Genomic DNA, 18,732 nt, shown 5'->3' on the forward strand with positions numbered 1-18,732 from the left:
TCATTCTCATTTCAGTGATCAAGGGACGGAACGGTGATTTCTGCCGGGTCGAGGCGCAGCAGATCGCTGCTGGCAACGACGACACCACCGAAGTGGCGGGATGCCTGCTCGACCCAGGAGCCATCGGTGACACCCGCGCGCGGGATCAGGTGCCACAGTGCGAGGCAGCGCACTCCGGCTGCCTCGGCGACACGCCCGGCGTCCTCCGCCGTGGTGTGCGCACCGTGGAAGTGCTTCATCAGTCGGTCGACTGCAGCGTTCGTCCCGTCGGTCAGCAGATGCATGTCGTCGGGCGAATAGGCCTCGTGCACCAGGATGTCGGCGCCCTTGGCCAGCTCGATCAGGGAGTCACAGGGTGCTGTGTCGCCCGAGACCACGATCGAACCGTTCGCGGAGTCGAAGCGGTAGGCGAACGCGTCCAACGGCGGGTGAGTGACCCGGGCCGCCGTCACCGTGAGGCCGCCGGCGTCATACACGACCCCCGCGCTGGTCACCTCCGACGGCACGAACAGCGAACGCAACGAGGGGCGCCCGAGCGCTTGCCGGTGCTCGGTGTCCACCCGGTTGAGCTGCACGAACTCATCGGTCATCGCGCTCAGCGGGACCGGACCGATCGTCTGCACCGGCGTGACCAGACCAGCCGTCCAGGCCAGGCCGATCAGATTGCCGTAGTCGGCGTTGTGGTCGTTGTGATGATGCGTGATGAACACGCCACGCAGATCTCGCAATCGCAGCCCGGCGGCAACCGCCTGATTGGCCACGCCGTTGCCCGCATCCACGATGAAGACCGCTCCGTCGTGCACGATCGCGACCGACGGAGACGCGCGGTGCGCGCTCGGCTGCGGACCGCCGCCGCTGCCGAGGATGACGAGTTCCATGAATGCCCTTTCGCCTCGAAGTGGTAATGAGACTAGGGTCACAAGCAATGCTCCACCAATGCTGTTTTGGTGCATTTGCATAGCCGAATGAACATATAATCGTCAGCATGGTCACCGGCAGACTGCTCGACGGACGTCTCAAGCTGCGGCACCTGGTGATCGTGACCACGATCGCCGAGCACGGCTCTGTGGTGCGAGCAGCCGACGCATTACATGTCACGCAACCGGTCGTCACGCGGGCCTTGCACGAGCTCGAGAGCATCCTCGGCGTGCAGTTGTTCGACCGGCATGCCCGAGGGGTCATCCCGACGCGCTACGGCACGTCGTTCATCGGGCATGCACAAGCCGTGATCGCTCAGCTGCGAGACGCGGAGCAACAGGTCGCGCTGATGGCGAGTGGCGAACTCGGCACCGTGACCGTCGGCACCCACCTCGCCGGATCGAACGTGCTGCTGCCGCGTGCCATCGCCGGCCTCAAACGGGCGCACCCCTCGGTCACCGTCGTCGTGCGAGAAGCAACCCCCGATGCCTTGCAGGCCGACCTGCTCAGCGGAGACGTTGACCTGACGATCGGCCGGTTGACCGGCGCCGTCCCGCCCCGACTGCACCGGATGCAGCTGTATGTCGAGCCCATCAGGCTCGCCGCGCGCAAGGAGCACCCGGTGCACCAGCTGCGAGCACCCCGACTCGCGGACCTGGTCGACCGGGCGTGGATCCTCCCGGTGGAACAAACCATGCTGCGCACCGAGCTGGAGGACATGTTCGCCCACGAGGGCGTCGCCCTACCTGCGGATAGGATCGAATGCACCTCGATGCTGACCCTGCAGCACCTGCTCGAGTCGACCGACGTGATCGCGGCGCTGCCGATGCTCATCGCCACAGCGAACGAGCACTTGGCGCTGATCGACACGACCCTTCCGGCGATCGGCCGAGCGGTCGGTGTCACCGTCGCCGCGGATCGCACGTTGCCGCCGGCCGGGGAGAGACTGTTGGAGAATTTGCGGTCGGTCGCCAAAGAGTTGCGGGAGAACATTCCCAGTGCCGACCAGCCGGGTACCCGCCGATGATCGCCGGGTGGCGTCGACACACGGTGCGCATAGAACAGCGCGGCGGCAGCGCCGATCAGGTCGTCAGACTCGCACTTCCTGTGCGGCGACCAGGTCAAGCGCGATGTCGGTGATCATGTCCTCCTGACCGCCGATGAGTCCGCGACGACCGACCTCGGTCAGGAGCGTCCGCACGTCGACTCCGTAACGCTCCGAGGCGGTTTCGGCGTGCCGGAGGAAGCTGGAGTAGACCCCGGCATACCCGAGCGTGAGCGTCTCCCGGTCGACCCGCACCGGCCGATCCTGCAACGGGCGCAGCAGGTCGTCCGCGGCGTCCTGCAACGCGAACAGGTCGCTCCCGTGCTCCCATCCGTAGAGGTTGGCGACAGCCACGAACGGTTCGATCGGGCAGTTGCCCGCGCCGGCGCCGTGCCCGGCCAGCGACGCATCGACCCGGGTGACTCCTTCTTCAACAGCCACAACGGAATTGGCGACGGACAGCGAGAGGTTCTCGTGCGCGTGTATGCCGATCTCGGTGCCCGGGTCGAGCACGTCGCGGTAGGCGCGGACCCGCTCCCGGACTCCGTCCATCGTCAGCCGGCCGCCGGAATCGGTGACGTAGATGCAGTGCGCGCCATACGACTCCATCAGCTTGGCCTGCTGGGCAAGCCCCGCCGCGTCGTTCAGATGACTCATCATCAGGAAGCCGGACACGTCCATGCCGAGCTCCCGGGCGGCGGCGATGTGCTGCGCGGAGACGTCGGCTTCGGTGCAGTGGGTCGCGACTCGCACCGAGCGCACGCCGAGGCTGTGTGCGTGCTTGAGCTCCTCTATCGTGCCGATGCCCGGCAGCAGCAGCGTGGTGAGCCGGGCGTGTTGGATCTGCTCCGCGGCGGCCTCGATCCACTCCCAGTCCGAGTGCGAACCCGGACCATAATTGAGCGATCCACCGGCCAGTCCGTCGCCGTGAGCGACCTCGATGCCGTCGACGCCGGCCGTATCGAGCGCCGCGACGATGCGTGCGACATCGCTCGGGTCGATCCGATGGCGAACGGCGTGCATCCCGTCGCGCAGCGTGACGTCCTGAATGAAGAGCTTCGGGATCGTCATCGGACGTCCTCCAATTCGTTTGTCTCGAATGCGTTTTCGGGCTCCTGGCCGACGATGCCCTCAGCGACCCGCATCGCTGCCGAGGTCATGATGTCCAGGTTTCCGGCGTACGCCGGGAGGTAGTGGGCGGCGCCTTCGACCTCGAGGAAGACAGAGACCTGATGAGTGGCGGACGCGCCGCCGGTGAGGGTGTGCACTGGCTGGTCGGCCGGCACCGGGACGATCTGCACCTTCTGCTTGAGGCGGTAGCCGGGCACGTATGCCGCGACGCGCCCCACCATCTCCTCGATGGATTCCTGGATCCGGGCGTGCGTCGCCTCGTCCGGCGCGTTGACCAGCGCCAGCACGGTGTCCCGCATGATCGGCGGTGGCTCGGCGGGGTTGAGGATGATGATCGCCTTGCCTCTGGCGGCGCCACCCACGACCTCGATCGCCTGGCTGGTCGTCTCGGTGAACTCGTCGATGTTCGCCCGCGTGCCAGGGCCGGCCGACTTGGAGGCGATCGATGCGACTATCTCTGCATACGGCACCGTGGCGACCCGACTGATCGCCGCGACGACCGGAATGGTCGCCTGTCCACCACAGGTCACCATGTTGACGTTCTCGGCGTCGAGGTGCTCCTCCAGGTTGACGGCCGGCACGACATACGGGCCGATCGCGGCAGGCGTGAGGTCCACCAGTCGCTTGCCGTATGGCGCCAAGCGTGCGGCATTCGCCTTGTGCGCACCAGCCGACGTGGCGTCGAAGACCACCTCGATGTCCTCGAAGCCGTCCATGATGATCAGCCCGTCGACGCCTTTCGCCGTCGTCGGGATGCCGAGCCGGTCGGCACGGGCCAGCCCGTCCGAGGCCGGGTCGATGCCGACCATGGCGCCCATCTCCAAGGTGTCGGACAGCCGCATCACCTTGAACATCAGGTCGGTGCCGATGTTGCCCGAGCCGATGATGGCTACTTTGTGCTTGCTCATCGCGCTTCCTCCTGGGTGGTTCCGAAACGAGCAGTGACCTCACCGAGTCCGGAAACCGTTGCGGAGACGACATTTCCGGCATGTACGGCGGCGATCGGTCCAAGTGCTCCGGACAGCACGACCTGGCCGGCGCGCAACGGGCTGCCGAAGTCTCGCGCGGTCCTGGCCAGCCAGGACAGGGCGGCGAGCGGGTCACCGAGGCAGGCGGCACCGGTGCCGGTCGACACCTCCTGGCCGTCGAGAGTCATTCGCATCTGCGTTTCCTTCGGCTCGAACCCGTCGAGGGTGACGCGGTCGGCGCCGAGGACGTACTTCGCCGACGATCCGTTGTCGGCGACCGTGTCGGCGAAGGTGATGTCCCAGTCGATGATCCGGCTGTCGACGATCTCCAGCGCCGCCGTGGCGTACGCGACGGCGTCGCGGACCTGGGCGACGTCGAGCTCGCCGTCGATCAGGTCTTGCGCCAGGACGAAGGCGATCTCGGCCTCGACCTTGGGCTGCAGCAGATCATCGGTCGGTAGGTCGCCGGTCGGGCATTCCATGTCGGCGAACAGGACGCCGAAGTCGGGCTGGTCGACACCGAGCTGCCGTTGCACGGCCGGTGAGGTCAGGCCGATCTTGCGGCCGGCGACGGTTGCGCCGGCGGCCACCCGCTCCTGGGCGAGCAGGTCCTGCACCGCGTATGCCGCCTGCGCGTTGTCGGCACCGATGAGGTCTCGGACAGGTGCACACGCGCGGCGGCGCTCGCCGGCATCGCGCAACCGGTCCGCGGCCTGCCGGATCGCTTCGGTGACTGGCTGGGGAAAGTCATGCCGCACACTCTGCCGAGCGGCCGCCGCCGAGACCTAACATTCTGTTCCGCGTAGTGGAACTAGGACCCTATATCGGGGACCGTCACCGGCCGGTGTCGCGCAGCTGGTCCCGCCGGCTCAACGTGGCAGTGATGCCGGCGGCGGCCGCCCGCAGTGGAGTTGCCACCTGAGCCGGCCGCATCCGCCCGACCGTGCCAGTGATGCTCACCGCGGCGATGGCCCGATCCGCCGAATTGAAGACCGGCGCTGCGATGCAGGTCAGCCCGACCGAGGACTCCTCGTTCTCGTGGGCGATGCCGGTCTCGACGACGTCCTCCAACTGCGCAGACAGCAGCGCGGGTGCCACGACGGTACGCGGCGCGAGTCGCGGCAGCGATCCGGTCAACACCTCGCGGCGGATCTCCTCGGGTGCGTGGGCGAGCAGCGCCTTGCCGATCGCGGTGGCGTGCAAGGGCATCCGCCCGCCGAGCCGGGACGGGGACCGCACCGGCCGGTGTCCGTTCAGCTTGGCGACATACACGACTTCAGTGCCTTCGCGGATGCCGAGATGCACGACCTCGTGGGTGCGCTCGTAGAGATCCTCCAGGAACGGCATAGCCACTTCGAGCAGGTCTCGTTCGACCGACGCGCGCATACCGAGCTCGAAGAGCTGGCCGCTCAGCCGGTAGCGATCACCCTCCAGATCGAGCAGACGCAGGCTCACCATCTCGCGGAGCAACCGGTGCAGCGTCGACTTCGGCAGCCCGGTCCGGCGCTGCACCTCGGTGAACCGCACGCCGTGGTCTTCTACCGTGAACGACTGGAGAACGGTGGTCGCCTTCGCAAGCACACCCGGCTCCCCCACAAGCGCCTCCTGCGGATCGGGATCTTGGTCGGTACTGGCACCCCGACGACGTCTACGAGTGTGCCACGCGATGACCTCGACCATGGATGGCCCGCGGGCATACCCGGCGTCCGAATCCGCATTGGCCGACCGCCGACAGAACATCGAAGATGACACCGTCGACGAACGAACAGGCCCATCCTGAGTCACACTGCCCGCCCGCCCGCGGCGAACCCTCGCGTCAGTAGCCGGCCAGCTCCGATGATTTCGTCGCGCTTTCCGACACCCTTCGGATCGATCAACCTGGTTTACCAGCGAGCCAGACCGACCGTCTGGTCCGCCGGCTGCTGCCCGGCTCCAGTCCAGTTGCGGTACGGCGTGGTGGTGACCGATCCGGGCTGAGCGCCGGACGAGAGACTCAGCACGAGACCGCTGTAACGGTTGACCAGTCGGAAGGTGTCCGCCGGACGGGTAGCACCTGACGCCTCGGGCGTGGTCACGTTGCGCTCGATGAACCACTGCTGCCCGACAGTCGGACCTCCGGACGGGACCGCGGTGGCGATCGGGCTGGTGCCCCAGGCCCGGTCGGCCGGCGACATACCGACTCCGAGGGCATCACCGGTGGACGCGTTGACGACGGTGAACGATCCGTCGCCGTTGTCGCTGAACTTCCACGCCGCACGTGCGGTGTGTGCCGGGTCGCCGACGGTCATCAGTTCGCTGCCGTTGCCGGACTGTGCGAGCGCACGGCCGGAGCCGGAACTGATGCGGTAGCGCACGCCAGGTTGCACGGGCGCGGGCGCTGGGGCGCTGCTCCCGATCGTGACGTCGAGCCATTCACCGTCCGACGTCGAGCAGGAGATCGAGCAGTAACTGCGGAACGTCTTGCCGACAGTGCCCTGCCAGCTCGCCGCCCCGGAGTCGACCATCCAGCGATACCAAGCCTTTTCGTCGTAGTTGTTCACCGTGCCGACGAGGTGCCACTTCTGGGTGCCGAGGTCATCGGTCGCGTAGATCGGCAACGGCCCACGGGTCTGGCTGCCATTGACGGCCGGTTGCTCCGGCTCGCCGATGTATTCGTTCAGGTATGCATCCCAGGCGACGTTGGTCAGGAAGAGCGGCGACTTGGGCTGCATCGTGCCTGCTGCGATCTGCTCACCGGTGGATCCGGTGTTTTCGGGGTTGTATTCCTTCGCCGGCGGTAGATAGCCGTTGGCTTCCTGGCTGACCGGGACCAGGTCGCTCTCCTTGCCGCCCACACCGGGCTGGTTCCAGGAGCCGTCGTAGAACTTGTGCCACGAGCCGGGGGCCATCTTCGCGGACATCGGCGCGCGGGCGACATGGGCGTAGCCGACCCTGGAGGGACCGGTGCCACCGGGCTTGTTCAGCACCCGCGAGCCGTAGTAGAGGTAGAAGTACCCGGAGCGGACGTCGACGAGCAGTCGCGGGTCGCCGTCCCCGTAGTCGAAGGTCTGGTTCGGGAATGCCGTCGTGTCACCGCGCTTCGTGCTGTATGGCGAGGTCACGATGTGGTCCTTGATCGTCCACGTGTGGCCGTGGTCGGTGGAGACCGCGTAATCCAGTGAGTCGTAATGCAACCCGTCACCGAACGGCTGCGGCGTGAACTCGTTGTGCACGACGCCGTACCAGTCCCCGGTGTCCGGGTCGACCCAGACACCGACCAGGTCGCAGAAGTTCCTCTGTGTGTAGTGGCTCTGGTTCGGGTCGTATGTCGACTCCAGCCCCGTCGGGCTGTTGTTGCACCGCCAGGTCGTGTCGTCGTTGCGGTCCAACGGATTGCTAGGGTTCACAGCGGTGTTCAACGCGTTGTCCGGTGTGGCGTCGTCGAAGTTCGTGCCGGTGAAGAAGCTCCACTGACGAGGCCCGTTCGCCCCGTACTCCGCGTCTGACTGCTGCGTGTAGAAGGTGCCATCGGAGTCGATGAACGAGCTCGCCGGGGTGTCATCCGGGAAGCCGTAGCTGTGCACTGCTCCGCTGGTGATGGTGTATGACGGCGTCGCAGCCTCGGGTGCAGCGTGAGCGGCCGGCAGAACCAGCGCCGCGCCGAGCGCACCAGCCGCTGTTGCCGCCGCAACGGTCACGCTCCGGCGGCGCATGGATCGTCCTCGTGTGCCGTTGGTCATCAGTCATTCCTCTCGTTGTGGATTCACAGCCAGGCGTCGCCGTCCGGTACTCGACGTTGCCCGCTCTCTCGAGGTGTTGCGTGCGTGATCTGCGCGGGACCTTCCCCGGCGTCGGCCATCGCCCGGCGGATTCGCTCGCCGAGCACGTCCGACAGCTGACGATGTGAGCGCAGGCCGATCAGGTTCTCCAGCTCATAGGGGTCGCTCTCCAAGTCGTAGAGCTCGCTCTCGACATACACCGGCGACCCCGGGTCGTTCCACGCGTCAGCACCGGGCGCCGTGATCACGTATTTCCACCTGGTTGTCCGCAGCGCGCGGGCGACCTGGGACTCGCTCACCTGCACGAGCACCTCGCGACGGCAGTCGGCGACACCATCGGTCGAGTGCGGCAGCACCGACCGACCGTGCATGCCTTCCGGCACGGCGATGCCGCAGGCGTCCAGGAGACTGGGGGCCAGATCGATCAGGCTGACCAGCCCAGGGACTCGGCCGCCGCCGTGGAAACCCGGCCCGTCGATGGCCAGTGGGATGCGGATCGATGCCTCGTGGGCCGAGCGCTTGTATTCGTCGTTGCGGGTCTTGAAGTGGCAGCCGTGATCGGTGGTGAATGCGACGATCGTGTCGTCTGCCAGCCCCAGGCTGTGCAGCGCGTCCCGGAGCCGGCCGAATGTCTCGTCGACGCGCTTGACCATTCCCCAGTAGCCGGCCAAATGTTGTTGGGTGACGCCACCGAGCGCCGCCAGATCCGGTGGGGTCCAACGTCCTTCGTACTGCTCGCGATAACCGTCCGGTGCGGGATAGTCGTCCCGCTGGTTGCGGTGGTGGGGCTCGATGAGCGAGACGAACAGGAAGAACGGCCTTTCATGCGGCGTCGCCAGATAGTCGATCGCCGCATCGACGTACGCGTCGGCCCGATAGCCGGGCAGCTGGCGGAGCACGCCGTCACTGTCGTAGAGACGCGCGTCATACACGTCCGAGAGGAACTCCACGACGTCTGCGCCCAGCCAGTGCTGGTAACCACCACGCAGATGCGGTGGCACCGGCTCGTCGCCGGTCCCCGCGAGGTGCCACTTGCCGACGTATGCCGTGTCGTAACCGGCAGCAGCGAAGCGTTTCGCCACCGTGTCCGCGTCGGAGGCAAGGGCGAGCTCGTTGCGATGTACGCCGGCAGCGGTCGCGTGGCGGCCGGTCTGCAGCGCGGCCCGAGCCGGTGCACACACCGGTTGCGGCGTGAACGAATTGGCGCAGAACGTGCCTTCCTCGGCGAGCCGGTCGAAGTTCGGCGTCAGGCCGAGCGGGTTGCCGTGTGCGCCGGTGGAATCGAAGCGCTGCTGATCGGTCAGGAAGACCACGACGTTGGGTCGTGCACCCGACTCACGGGCGGACTGGTTGTCAGTCATGCGGACTCCTCGTCACCAGACGCCATGGCTCGAGCAGCTCGCGACCCGACCGCGTCGGGTCGTCGATGCGTTCCCACAGCGCGTCGATCACCTGGCTGAAGTCCGTCTGTGGGGTGCCCACCGTCGTCAGAGCCGGCTGCACCGACTCGCCCTCCTTCGTGTTGCCGACGCCGATCACCGCCAGGTCGTCGGGTACGCCCAGACCGGCGTCTCTCGCGGCCCAGATCGCGTTGATCGCAGCACGGTCCGAGGCGCTGAAGATCGCAGTCGGCGGGGTCGACCCGCGCAGCAGCTTCTGCACCTGCGCGTAGGCGTCCGGGCGGAAGTCGGCGCCAGGGACGACCAAGGCAGGGTCCAGCTCGATTCCGTTGTCGGACAATGCCTTCCGGTAGGCGGCGAATTTGACTCCATGCCCATCCAAGGCGAGCTCCTCGTCGTGTGCGAGATAGGCGATCCGGCGGTGGCCCTGCTCGATCAGATAGCAGACCGCGCTGCGGCACGCTTCCTCCTGTGCCAGCCGCACGACGTCGAGGCGCCGAGCCGTCAGGGTGTCGTCGAAGGCCACCAGGGGAAGCCCGCCCGCTGCCAGGGCGCGGACCTGTGCCGGGTCGATAGCCGGATCTGGTGCGATGATTGCCCCGTCCACGAATCGCTCCCGCAGCACTCGCAGCACGGTCTCCGCCCGATCGCGAGACGCGATAGGCACGGTGATCACGGAGCATCCCCGCTCCACGGCCGACCGGTGCAGTTGCTCGATCAGCTCCTCGAGCCAGGGGTTGCTCGGCGGCCGATGGACGACGGCGACGATGTCCGTGCGGTGCCGTCGGAGGCTGCGTGCCGCGTGATTCGACTGGTAACCAAGCTCTTTCACCGCATCGAGAACTCGCACGCGGGTCTCTTCCGACACGGGATTCGCGCGCCCTCGGCGCCCGGACAGCACGTAGGACACCGTCGCCGATGAAACCCCGGCACGTTCGGCCACATCACGCTGGATCGGTCGCGATCGCGGCGTCTTCGACGACTTGGACACGGTTATTCGGATAACCCAATTGACATGGTTACACGATTCACCGACCGAGCTATCCTGTCAAGGCCCAACCGCAGCATCGAGGAGCAAACCGTGGGATCCAGTACCGACCCATCGCACACCTGTTGCGCGCCGGCGCGAACCAGCGATCCGCACACCGATCATCCGACGGACCTGGGCACGGCCGCCGCCGACGGCAACGTCGGCGAGATGGTGCTGATCCCCGGCGGCGAGTTCCTGATGGGCGGGGACGACGCCGACGGAATCCCGCGAGACGGAGAGGGACCGGTGCGGCCGGTGCGGCTCGCGGCGTTCTACCTGTCGCCGTATGCCGTCACGAACCGCGAGTTCGCCTCGTTCGTCGCGGCCACCGGATACCGCACGGACGCAGAAGAATTCGGCTGGTCCTACGTCTTCGCATCGTTCCTGCCCGGCCGGCTGCGGCGCGACGCACCTCGACCCTCGGGGACGCCGTGGTGGTGCGGCGTCGACGGCGCGTTCTGGGCGGCTCCGGAGGGTCCTGGCAGTGACGTTGCCGACCGGGACGAGCACCCAGTGGTGCACGTCAGCTGGCGCGACGCGGCGGCATACTGCGCGTGGTCCGGGCTTCGCCTGCCGACTGAGGCCGAGTGGGAGTGTGCCGCGCGTGGCGGGCTGCGGCAGAAGCGGTACCCCTGGGGCGACGAGCTCACCCCGGGCGGGCAGCACCGCTGCAACATCTGGCAGGGGCAGTTCCCGGTGCACAACACCCGGGCCGACGGTTACGCCGGGACCGCCCCGGTTAATGCGTTCGAACCCAACGGTTTCGGGCTCTACAACACGTCGGGCAACGTGTGGGAATGGTGCCGGGACTGGTGGACCACCGACCACCCGGCGCGGCGGCCACTGGTCGACCCGAGCGGTCCGCGGGACGGCACGACCAAGGTCATGCGCGGCGGCTCCTACCTGTGTCACAGCAGCTACTGCAACCGTTACCGCGTTGCCGCGCGCACCGGCAACACTCCCGACAGCAGCACTGGCAACACCGGATTTCGGTGCGCACGGGACGTCTAGTTCAGTCGGCCAGAAACAAGCCCGGCGCGGATGCCGTCGACCTCAGCGATGAACATCCCGGGCCCGGAGCCCAACTACCGCAAGGTGTCGATGTTGGCGCCCACCAAGCACTCCCGGGTACGCAATAAGCCTTCGGTGGTCGGCCATGGGCACTACGGTCGTGCACTATCCGCGTCGGCACGCACGGAGGGGGCAGGCGATGATCGAAACCCTGGGCCACAGTGGCGCGACGCGCGCGCTCGTCGTGGTGGCGCATCCGGACGACGAGACCTTCGGCACGGGATCACTGTTGCTGCACCTGGCCGACAGCGGTATGACGACTGCGGTCTGCTGCGCCAGCCGGGGCGAGGCCGGTGAGGTCCGACAGGGAGTCACCGTGCCGCCGGGCGGTATCGCAACGCTCCGCGAGGCCGAATTGCGTGACGCCGCAACCCTGCTGGGCGTCAGCGAGGTCTTCCTGCTTGACCTGCTCGACTCCGGGATGACCGGCGCGGCACCTGCGGGTTCGATCCTCGCAGAGCCGTTCGCCGAGGTGACCCGCCGGGTCTCCCGGGCCGTCGCGGACTTCCACCCCGACCTCATCGTGACGCTCGACGGCAGCGACGGCCACCGTGACCACGCTCGAATGCGCGATGCAGCGGTGGCTGTCGGGCGCGAGCAGGGCATACCCGTCTGGCTGCACTGCCTGCCCCGTCGCTTGATGCGCCGGTGGGCGGGGCAGTTGGCCGGTCAGGACCCGGACTCGCCATACCTCGCCCTCGCAGACCTTGGCACGACCGACGAGCTGATCACCGAACGCATCGACACCACTCGGCAGTACGAGCGGCGCCTCGAGGGGATCGCCCGGCACCGTTCGCAGGTCTCGCCCTATGAGGCGCTACCCGAGGACCTCCGGCGCGCGTTCCTCACCATCGAGCACCTTCGTCGGGCGGTCGGGGTCGGTATGCCGAGCGATCCCGACCGGGCACGCCACCAACACAACACGTCGACCTGCTATTGGGATCTGCTCGAATGTCGCTGGACCTGCCACCAGCCGCCATCCACGACCAACGCGGCCGGCATTCGAAGGGCGTCGCCGTGAGCCCACATCGCCGTTCGTCAGCTCTCGGCGGCCCACCCGGTGACGCCGACGAGGTGCAGCACCAGCACTCGGGCGAAGGGCCGATCGCCATACTGCGGATAGTCCGCGGCCAACTGACCGGCGAGCGCTTCTGCCTCTGCCGGGTCGGCGTCACCTGGCCAGCGCAGTTCGGCGCGAACCCACCACAGCCGTGACCAGTCGTCCCGATCCCAGTGCTCCACCAGCAGCGTTGCCCGTGGGTCGGCCTGCAGATTGCGTTCTCGTTGCAGGTGATTCGACGACTTGGGCTTGACCGTGTCCACCGGTATGCCGACGAGGTCGCCGTTGATGGCGTAGACCACCGGCACCGCGTCCACCCCGCGTCGGTGATGCACGGTGCACAGGACTCCGTGGTCGGCGCCGGCGAGCCGGTCGCGCGCGTCAGCCGCCGTCAACTTCACGGTCCACACCGTACGTCCATGCCAGCGTCGACAATGGTCACCATGGACGCGAATGAGCTTCGAGCCGCACAGGCACCACTGAAGGAGCGCTACAAACAATCCGGCGCCGAGGCGCTGACACCGCTTGCCGCAACGGGTGACGGCAGCGGGGCGGCACCAACGTTCTCGGTGCACCAGACCGGGTCGATCACCCAAGCCGGCCTGCATGCCGCAACGGGCGGCGACGGTTCCGACGCGTGCTCCGGCGACATGCTGCTGGAAGCGGTGCTGGCCTGCGCGGGCGTCACGCTGCGCGCAGTGGCTCTCGCGTCCGGCGTGGAGCTGAGGTCTCTCGACGGTCGCGCGGATGCCAGCTTCGACGCTCGCGGCACCCTCGGCATCGATCGGTCTGTGCCTGTCGGCATACAAGATCTGATGCTCGACTTCACGGCCGACACCGACGCGACGACGGAGCAGCTCGAGCGCCTTGCCCGTATGACGGAGCGCTATTGCGTGGTGGGTCAGTCACTCGCCGAGCCGCCGACCATCACCGTGCGCCGCGCGCAGTGAAGCGGCTGGCGGGGTAGCTTCGGGCCATGGACATCACCGAGATCATTCAGCAGCAGCACGACGAGCAGCGCCGTGGTTTCGCGATGCTCGAGGAATGGCCCCGGGACGACACCGAGGGCCTGGCCGCGATGTGGCGCCGGCTCGCCATACTGCTGGAAAATCACGCCGAGGCCGAGGAACGCTACTTCTATCCGGAGCTGCTCAAGCTCGGCACCGGTGCTGCGGACGCACCGGACGCCGCCGAGGAGACCGACGACGCGATCGGCGACCACAACAACATTCGTATGGCGATCCGCCAGGCCGACCGTGCCAAGACCGGCACCAAGGAATGGTGGACCGCCGTCACCGACTGCAACGTCTACAACAGCCGGCACATGGGCGAGGAGGAGCGCCAGGATCTGGCCGACTTCCGGCAGCAGGCCAGCCTGCAACTGCGGCACGACATCGCCATACAGTTCCTGCGCTTCGAGGCGATCAACGCAGCCTCCGGGATCAAGCCGACCGACAAGGACCCGGAAGAATACGTCGACGACAACCAGCAGCACGGCGGCAAGGTCGCCGCGGCCAAGAAGTCGCCCGGTCCGACGCGCCATTCGAAGACGGCCAGCGAAGACGCGTCCGAGTGAGCGCGCGTTTCGAAGAACTCGCCTGGAGCGAGACACCGCGCGGCACGATCAGCCTGCGCCGCCGGCTGGAGCCGACGCTCAAGGTGGACGTCTATGAGGTGAAGCTCGACGAGGAGTTCCTCATGTCGAGCCTGTTCACGGTCGCCGAGGTCGAGCTCGCGCGACTCGGTCTCGCGCAGACTCAGGGCACCGATCTGGACATCGTCGTCGGTGGGCTCGGACTTGGTTACACCGCGCGAGCTGCGTTGGAAGATGAGCGAATTCGCTCGATGATCGTTGTCGACGCGATGCCCCAAGTGATCGATTGGCACGAGCGACAGCTGCTACCCGGCGCCGCGGAGCTCGTGCAGGATCCGCGCACCCGGCTGGTGCTCGACAACTTCTTCGCGATGGCAGCCTCCGATGCGGGCTTCGATCCGGACGCGCCCGGCCGCCGCTTCGACGCCATACTCCTGGACATCGACCACACGCCGCGCCATGTGTTGCACCCGGATCACGCCGCGTTCTACACGGCCGACGGGCTTCGCCAGCTCACACAACACTTGAAACCCGATGGCGTCTTCGCACTCTGGTCCGACGACCCGCCCGACGACGAGTTCTCGGCGTTGCTGACCGCGACCTTCGAGAGGTCCGACGCGCATGTCGTCACCTTCGCCAACTTCCTCACCGGCGGCGAGTCGGCCAACACGGTGTATGTCGCCCGCTGACCGAACGGCCCCGTTCACTCCCCGTCGGCCAGTCGACGGCACCGGTCGTCGACGGCAGGGAGCGCGCCGAATGCTCGGCAGCGCGAGCGATGATCGAGCCGATCAAGGTGCCGACCGCGATCGCGAGAAACGCCGAAAGTGCTGTGAGCAGAGACTTGCTCGTGCCGCTGCCGAACTCCACCTGCGAAGCATTGAGCAGTCCGAACGACCCCGGCGCGACGATCAGGAACGCCGGCACGTAAGTGACCCGCCAGATCGGCGCCCCCGGCACCCAGGAGACGACGATCGCGGCGACCATGGCTGCCAGGGCGCCGGTGAAACCGCCGACCTCCGGGTTGTAGATGAGCTGCAGCGGCACCTGGGTGCCGCCGGCCGCGCCCATCACCACGGCGATCGCCAGGGTGTGCTCGATGGGCGTGAAGAAGTGAATCATCAAGCCCAGCACACAAATTGCGATGCCGAGCACCGCGGCCCACCAGGCCGGATGTGCGCTGACCCCGTTTGTCAGCGAGTCCGCCGGCGTCCGGGTCAACGCGGCAGCCGCGACCACGCCCGAGATGAACAGCGCGATCTGCACGCCGCCCGAAACCAGCCGGGAGGTGCCGGCGGCCGCCGCGCCGGACGCGATCTCGGTCAGCCCGACGACGATGGCACTTCCGGGCAACAGCACGGCGATCGCCGCAACGATCAGTCGCAGCGGGCCGTCCACCCAGCCGGCGTGGAAGGCACCCAGGACGATGAGCGAGCTGACGAATGCGGAGGCGACAGGCAGTAAGCGGGCCAGCGAGCGCCACCTGCGCGTCAGCATCGTCAGCACCGCGACCACGAGCGAACAGGAAGCAACAACAAGCAAATTGGCGAATGCTGGCTGCAGCAGCAGACACAGTCCGATGCCGATCGGTATGCCGCCGAGGTCGCCCACCCACCGAGGCCAGCGCGGCGGTGTCGCGCGGATCTGGTGCAGCCGCTGCAAAGCCGCCGATACCGTCAGCTCGCGGGCACGCAGGGCGGAGACGACCTTCAGCACTTCGGAGCTCTGGTCCAACCGGACCGCCCCGTCGACCGGTGCGAAGCTCACGCTGTCCATCGGTTCGAGCCCGACGAACAAGCCGGTCGGCAACGCGGCGACGGTGATCTCCGGGCAGCCGATCACCGGGCTCAGCGCACGCAGCTCGTCCTCGACATCGCTCGATGCTGCGCCGCCGCCGAGCAGCGCGGCGCCGACCTCCAGCAGCAGTCGCTTGCGCTCGTCGCCCTGACCTGAGGCGTATGGCGCCGGTCGACTCGTCATACTCACGAACCTGATTCCTCTCACGACACCACGGGACTCGACGCATTGGCACGGGCAGCCGTGACCGCCCGCGTGGTGAGCATGTCGTAGATGCCCTCGCCGCGCAGCATCAAGGCCACGGTCATCGCGATCGCGCATGCGCCGAGGGTGGGAGACAGCAAGGTCGTGGTGCCGGTCATCTCGGTCGCGAGCACGATGCCCGTCACGGGTGCGTGAACGCTTGCGGTGAAGAGCGCCGCCATACCGATGAGGGCGAAACCAGCGGGCTCGGGGGCACCGTGATCGATCAGGTGAGCGGCGACGCCGAGGGCGAGGCCCAGGTGGCTCCCGACCACGAGCATCGGCGCGAAGAGGCCACCCGGGGTGCACGCTGCATACGAGACGACTCCGAGGACCCACCGTAGGACGAGGACACCGACGACGGCGGCCAGGGTTCCGCTGCCGAGCAATGCGTCCTCGGTGAGGTTGTCACCACCACCCACCATCGTCGGCCCGAGCAGGACGAGGCCACCGACGAGCGCACCGATCACTGCACCGCGCGCCTCGACCGGCAGTCGGCTGCGGTCGGCAACGCGCAGCGCCCCCATCAGGGACCGGTTGTAGAGGACGCCGGTAAACCCGGCGAGTATGCCGAGCAACGCAACCCAACCCGCCTGCGACAGCCGAGGGTCCTGCAGGTGCACGACGTGGAACTCAGTGCCACTGGGCAGCAACAGGTGTGCGCTGGCGAACCCCGCCGCCGATGCGATCAGAGTGGCGATAGTTGCCTTCGGATCGAAGCGGCGCACCAGTTCCTCGAGCACGAAGACGCCGCCGGCGATAGGTGCGTTGAATGCGGTCGCCAGGCCCGCGGCCGCCCCGCCCGCCACGAGCAACCGAAGCTGATCGCCGTGCCGCCTGGTCAGTTTCGCGACGATCACCGCGATGTTTCCGCCCATCTGCACGGACGGTCCTTCCCGGCCCAGCGCGAGCCCGGCGCCGATGGACAGCAGCCCTCCGACGTACTTGACCGGCAGGATGCGAAAACGCCCGGGTTCCGTGCGGCCTTCGACCACGGCCTCGACGCGCGGTATGCCGCTCCCCTCCGCATGAGGTTCCACGCCATGGACCAGCCACGCCGACAATGCGGTGGCGGCAGCGCAACCCAGCACGACCAGAGGTGCCAGCCACCAGTGGTGGTGCGTCCATCCGCTGATGTCCGACCGTCGATCCGCGAGCCAGGTGAGCGCCACGCGGAAGGTCGCGGCCGCGAGACCGGTGAGTGCACCCACCACGGCAGCGACGGCGGCGAAGCCAAGCAGCTCGGAACCGGCTGCGACGTCATGGCCGATGGAGGAAACGGCTCGCGGACGGCGCAACCAGCTGTCGCGACCGCCGATCATGATCGGAGCGGCCGAGAGGCGCGAGTCCGATCACTGCCGTGCGCGGCCTGCACCAGGGTGCCGAGGGCAGCCGCGAGATCGGCCTGAGCCTGCAACGGAATGCTCTTGAGCAGTCGGTTGATCTCCCGCTTACGCCGCCGGGTGCTCTGCGCGATCAGCGCGTGCCCCTCCGCGCGCAGGGTGAGGGTCATCTGGCGGCGGTTCGCACTGTCCACCGTCCGGTCGACCAGGTCTTTGGCGACCAGCCGGTCGCACATCCGGGTCGCAGTCGATGGCACTACACCCAGCGCCTCCGCCAGCTCCGCGACAGTCATCGACCCGTGTATGTCGATCAGCACCAGCGCGCGGAACTGGGGCAGGGTGACCTCCGGCTCGAGGTTCGCCAAGGCTCCGGCAGCAACCGCTACGAAGACTCGGTTCGCCGCAAGAACCGCGTCGACGACGTCCGCTTGGCCGGCCAGCACGCTCGCCGTGTCGTCGTCAGCGAGCTCCGCGACGATCGACTCGGACACGGTCGTGTGGTTTTCCGTCATACCAGACAGCATAGGGCAACTGTTGCAGTATGCATGAAATACTGCGCCCAGCCGATCGTCAGCCAGCCGTGCGACCATTGCTCAATGCATCGATTGCATACGGCACTGATCGGATCCGTCATCGTGCTCAGCCTCGCTGGCTGCTCCGCCGGCTCGACGCACGATCCGGCGAGCGCGGGCACATCTTCGTCCTCGGCGTTGGATCGCATTGGTACACCAATGAATTCATCGATCCCCAAGACGATCCGGGAGCTTTCGTTCACCGCGAGCAACGGCAAGCGCGTCAGCCTCGCCGATCTTGCCGGTCGCACCGTCGTGCTCTCGGACGTGATGACGTTGTGCCAGGAAACGTGCCCAATTGACACCGCGACCGTGGTGCAGACCGCCAGAGCGGAAGCGAGCAAGGACTCGACGAAGCCACCGGTTTTCGTCTCGCTGACCGTCGACCCGGCGAGGGACACCCCGACACAGCTCAAGGCCTACCGCAACCTGTTCACCGACCCGCCGTCGAACTGGCAGGCGTGGACGGGCAGCACGAAGAACGTCAACGCCCTGTGGGACTACCTCGGCGTATGGCGCAAACAGGTCGCCGACGGTCCAGGGCCTGCCCCGCGCAATTGGCGCACCGGAGCGCCGTTGACCTACGACGTCCAGCACTCCGACGAAGTGTTCTTCCTCGATGCTTCCGGCCACGAGCGCTTCGTGCTGGAGGGCACGCCATACGCCAAGAGCGGCAGCGTTCCGAGCAAACTGCTGAAGTTCATGGACACCGAGGGCAAAAGGAACCTCACGTCTCCCGCGTCGACCGCCTGGACCGAGGCGCAGGCCGAGACCGTGCTCCGGTCGATCCGGCACTGACCGA

Annotated in this window: 19 protein-coding genes; 7 read left to right on the plus strand and 12 right to left on the minus strand. The window is 67.4% G+C overall.

From position 1 onward, the window contains the following. Positions 1 to 11: 11 nt before the first annotated feature. Positions 12 to 878, minus strand: coding sequence for an MBL fold metallo-hydrolase (locus tag ACFQDH_RS03075; protein ID WP_382398365.1), 867 nt, complete (start codon positions 876 to 878; stop codon positions 12 to 14). A 107-nt stretch (positions 879 to 985) separates the two neighbouring features. Between ACFQDH_RS03075 and ACFQDH_RS03080 the strand changes: the two genes are divergently transcribed. Next, positions 986 to 1,945 carry a LysR substrate-binding domain-containing protein gene (locus ACFQDH_RS03080; RefSeq protein ID WP_382398367.1) on the plus strand — a complete coding sequence of 320 codons (960 nt, stop codon included), beginning with the start codon at positions 986 to 988 and terminating at the stop codon, positions 1,943 to 1,945. 63 nt (positions 1,946 to 2,008) lie between these two features. Here the strand turns inward: ACFQDH_RS03080 and dmpG are convergent, their stop codons facing one another. From dmpG to ACFQDH_RS03115, 7 genes are all read right to left on the minus strand, one after another. Further along, positions 2,009 to 3,034 (minus strand): 4-hydroxy-2-oxovalerate aldolase, encoded by a 1,026-nt coding sequence (dmpG, locus tag ACFQDH_RS03085; RefSeq protein ID WP_382398369.1) that lies wholly within the window; start codon positions 3,032 to 3,034, stop codon positions 2,009 to 2,011. Beyond that, a complete protein-coding gene (locus ACFQDH_RS03090; RefSeq protein WP_382398371.1) occupies positions 3,031 to 4,002 on the minus strand; it encodes an acetaldehyde dehydrogenase (acetylating) in 972 nt (323 codons plus the stop codon). Before ACFQDH_RS03090 ends, dmpG begins: the two co-directional genes overlap by 4 nt. Continuing rightward, positions 3,999 to 4,820 (minus strand): 2-keto-4-pentenoate hydratase, encoded by an 822-nt coding sequence (locus tag ACFQDH_RS03095; RefSeq protein ID WP_382398373.1) that lies wholly within the window; start codon positions 4,818 to 4,820, stop codon positions 3,999 to 4,001. The genes ACFQDH_RS03090 and ACFQDH_RS03095 overlap by 4 nt, the downstream gene beginning before the upstream one ends. 76 nt (positions 4,821 to 4,896) lie before the next feature. Further along, the gene (locus ACFQDH_RS03100) at positions 4,897 to 5,658 is read right to left on the minus strand and encodes an IclR family transcriptional regulator (protein WP_382398375.1); all 762 of its coding nucleotides are present in this window, start codon (positions 5,656 to 5,658) and stop codon (positions 4,897 to 4,899) included. 287 nt (positions 5,659 to 5,945) lie between these two features. Beyond that, positions 5,946 to 7,754, minus strand: coding sequence for an RICIN domain-containing protein (locus ACFQDH_RS03105; protein WP_382398377.1), 1,809 nt, complete (start codon positions 7,752 to 7,754; stop codon positions 5,946 to 5,948). 50 nt (positions 7,755 to 7,804) lie between these two features. Continuing rightward, a complete protein-coding gene (locus tag ACFQDH_RS03110; RefSeq protein WP_382398379.1) occupies positions 7,805 to 9,181 on the minus strand; it encodes a sulfatase-like hydrolase/transferase in 1,377 nt (458 codons plus the stop codon). Beyond that, the gene (locus ACFQDH_RS03115; protein ID WP_382398381.1) at positions 9,174 to 10,211 is read right to left on the minus strand and encodes a LacI family DNA-binding transcriptional regulator; all 1,038 of its coding nucleotides are present in this window, start codon (positions 10,209 to 10,211) and stop codon (positions 9,174 to 9,176) included. The genes ACFQDH_RS03110 and ACFQDH_RS03115 overlap by 8 nt, the downstream gene beginning before the upstream one ends. Before the next feature lie 75 nt (positions 10,212 to 10,286). Here ACFQDH_RS03115 and ACFQDH_RS03120 point away from each other — a divergent pair, with 75 nt between their 5' ends. Together ACFQDH_RS03120 and ACFQDH_RS03125 are read left to right on the plus strand one after the other, a co-directional pair. Next, the gene (locus ACFQDH_RS03120; protein ID WP_465253889.1) at positions 10,287 to 11,261 is read left to right on the plus strand and encodes a formylglycine-generating enzyme family protein; all 975 of its coding nucleotides are present in this window, start codon (positions 10,287 to 10,289) and stop codon (positions 11,259 to 11,261) included. 199 nt (positions 11,262 to 11,460) lie between these two features. Further along, the gene (locus tag ACFQDH_RS03125; protein ID WP_382398385.1) at positions 11,461 to 12,342 is read left to right on the plus strand and encodes a PIG-L deacetylase family protein; all 882 of its coding nucleotides are present in this window, start codon (positions 11,461 to 11,463) and stop codon (positions 12,340 to 12,342) included. A gap of 17 nt (positions 12,343 to 12,359) precedes the next feature. Here the strand turns inward: ACFQDH_RS03125 and ACFQDH_RS03130 are convergent, their stop codons facing one another. Next, positions 12,360 to 12,782 carry a PNPOx family protein gene (locus tag ACFQDH_RS03130; protein WP_382398386.1) on the minus strand — a complete coding sequence of 141 codons (423 nt, stop codon included), beginning with the start codon at positions 12,780 to 12,782 and terminating at the stop codon, positions 12,360 to 12,362. A gap of 18 nt (positions 12,783 to 12,800) precedes the next feature. Between ACFQDH_RS03130 and ACFQDH_RS03135 the strand changes: the two genes are divergently transcribed. From ACFQDH_RS03135 to ACFQDH_RS03145, 3 genes are read left to right on the plus strand one after another with little or no spacing between them, the layout of a single operon-like run. Next, the gene (locus ACFQDH_RS03135) at positions 12,801 to 13,331 is read left to right on the plus strand and encodes an OsmC family protein (RefSeq protein WP_382398388.1); all 531 of its coding nucleotides are present in this window, start codon (positions 12,801 to 12,803) and stop codon (positions 13,329 to 13,331) included. A 26-nt stretch (positions 13,332 to 13,357) separates the two neighbouring features. Then, positions 13,358 to 13,957 (plus strand): hemerythrin domain-containing protein, encoded by a 600-nt coding sequence (locus tag ACFQDH_RS03140; protein WP_382398390.1) that lies wholly within the window; start codon positions 13,358 to 13,360, stop codon positions 13,955 to 13,957. Beyond that, positions 13,954 to 14,664, plus strand: a complete 711-nt coding sequence (locus ACFQDH_RS03145) for a polyamine aminopropyltransferase (RefSeq protein WP_382398392.1) — start codon at positions 13,954 to 13,956, stop codon at positions 14,662 to 14,664. Before ACFQDH_RS03140 ends, ACFQDH_RS03145 begins: the two co-directional genes overlap by 4 nt. Here ACFQDH_RS03145 and ACFQDH_RS03150 read toward each other — a convergent pair. From ACFQDH_RS03150 to ACFQDH_RS03160, 3 genes are read right to left on the minus strand one after another with little or no spacing between them, the layout of a single operon-like run. Further along, positions 14,621 to 15,955 (minus strand): threonine/serine exporter family protein, encoded by a 1,335-nt coding sequence (locus ACFQDH_RS03150; RefSeq protein WP_382398394.1) that lies wholly within the window; start codon positions 15,953 to 15,955, stop codon positions 14,621 to 14,623. The genes ACFQDH_RS03145 and ACFQDH_RS03150 overlap by 44 nt on opposite strands. Before the next feature lie 20 nt (positions 15,956 to 15,975). Further along, positions 15,976 to 17,337 carry a ClC family H(+)/Cl(-) exchange transporter gene (locus ACFQDH_RS03155; RefSeq protein WP_382398396.1) on the minus strand — a complete coding sequence of 454 codons (1,362 nt, stop codon included), beginning with the start codon at positions 17,335 to 17,337 and terminating at the stop codon, positions 15,976 to 15,978. Then, on the minus strand, positions 17,334 to 17,870 hold the full coding sequence (locus ACFQDH_RS03160) for a MarR family transcriptional regulator (RefSeq protein WP_382398398.1): 537 nt from the start codon (positions 17,868 to 17,870) through the stop codon (positions 17,334 to 17,336). Before ACFQDH_RS03160 ends, ACFQDH_RS03155 begins: the two co-directional genes overlap by 4 nt. 84 nt (positions 17,871 to 17,954) lie before the next feature. Between ACFQDH_RS03160 and ACFQDH_RS03165 the strand changes: the two genes are divergently transcribed. Beyond that, complete coding sequence (locus ACFQDH_RS03165) at positions 17,955 to 18,728, plus strand: SCO family protein (protein WP_382398400.1); 774 nt, start codon at positions 17,955 to 17,957, stop codon at positions 18,726 to 18,728. Positions 18,729 to 18,732 lie beyond the last annotated feature (4 nt).

Source organism: Flexivirga alba (genome assembly GCF_042661025.1).
In the GTDB taxonomy this organism is placed as follows: Bacteria; Actinomycetota; Actinomycetes; order Actinomycetales; family Dermatophilaceae; genus Flexivirga; species Flexivirga alba.

Bases quoted from the DNA above. Each gene is read 5' to 3' on its own strand.
- ACFQDH_RS03140 (WP_382398390.1), top strand. From the start codon at position 13,358: ATGGACATCACCGAGATCATTCAGCAGCAGCACGACGAGCAGCGCCGT.
- ACFQDH_RS03155 (WP_382398396.1), bottom strand. From the start codon at position 17,337: ATGATCGGCGGTCGCGACAGCTGGTTGCGCCGTCCGCGAGCCGTTTCC.
- ACFQDH_RS03165 (WP_382398400.1), top strand. From the start codon at position 17,955: ATGCATCGATTGCATACGGCACTGATCGGATCCGTCATCGTGCTCAGC.
- ACFQDH_RS03160 (WP_382398398.1), bottom strand. From the start codon at position 17,870: ATGACGGAAAACCACACGACCGTGTCCGAGTCGATCGTCGCGGAGCTC.
- ACFQDH_RS03150 (WP_382398394.1), bottom strand. From the start codon at position 15,955: ATGACGAGTCGACCGGCGCCATACGCCTCAGGTCAGGGCGACGAGCGC.
- ACFQDH_RS03135 (WP_382398388.1), top strand. From the start codon at position 12,801: ATGCCAGCGTCGACAATGGTCACCATGGACGCGAATGAGCTTCGAGCC.
- ACFQDH_RS03105 (WP_382398377.1), bottom strand. From the start codon at position 7,754: ATGCGCCGCCGGAGCGTGACCGTTGCGGCGGCAACAGCGGCTGGTGCG.
- ACFQDH_RS03075 (WP_382398365.1), bottom strand. From the start codon at position 878: ATGGAACTCGTCATCCTCGGCAGCGGCGGCGGTCCGCAGCCGAGCGCG.
- ACFQDH_RS03080 (WP_382398367.1), top strand. From the start codon at position 986: ATGGTCACCGGCAGACTGCTCGACGGACGTCTCAAGCTGCGGCACCTG.
- ACFQDH_RS03090 (WP_382398371.1), bottom strand. From the start codon at position 4,002: ATGAGCAAGCACAAAGTAGCCATCATCGGCTCGGGCAACATCGGCACC.
- ACFQDH_RS03110 (WP_382398379.1), bottom strand. From the start codon at position 9,181: ATGACTGACAACCAGTCCGCCCGTGAGTCGGGTGCACGACCCAACGTC.
- dmpG (WP_382398369.1), bottom strand. From the start codon at position 3,034: ATGACGATCCCGAAGCTCTTCATTCAGGACGTCACGCTGCGCGACGGG.
- ACFQDH_RS03125 (WP_382398385.1), top strand. From the start codon at position 11,461: ATGATCGAAACCCTGGGCCACAGTGGCGCGACGCGCGCGCTCGTCGTG.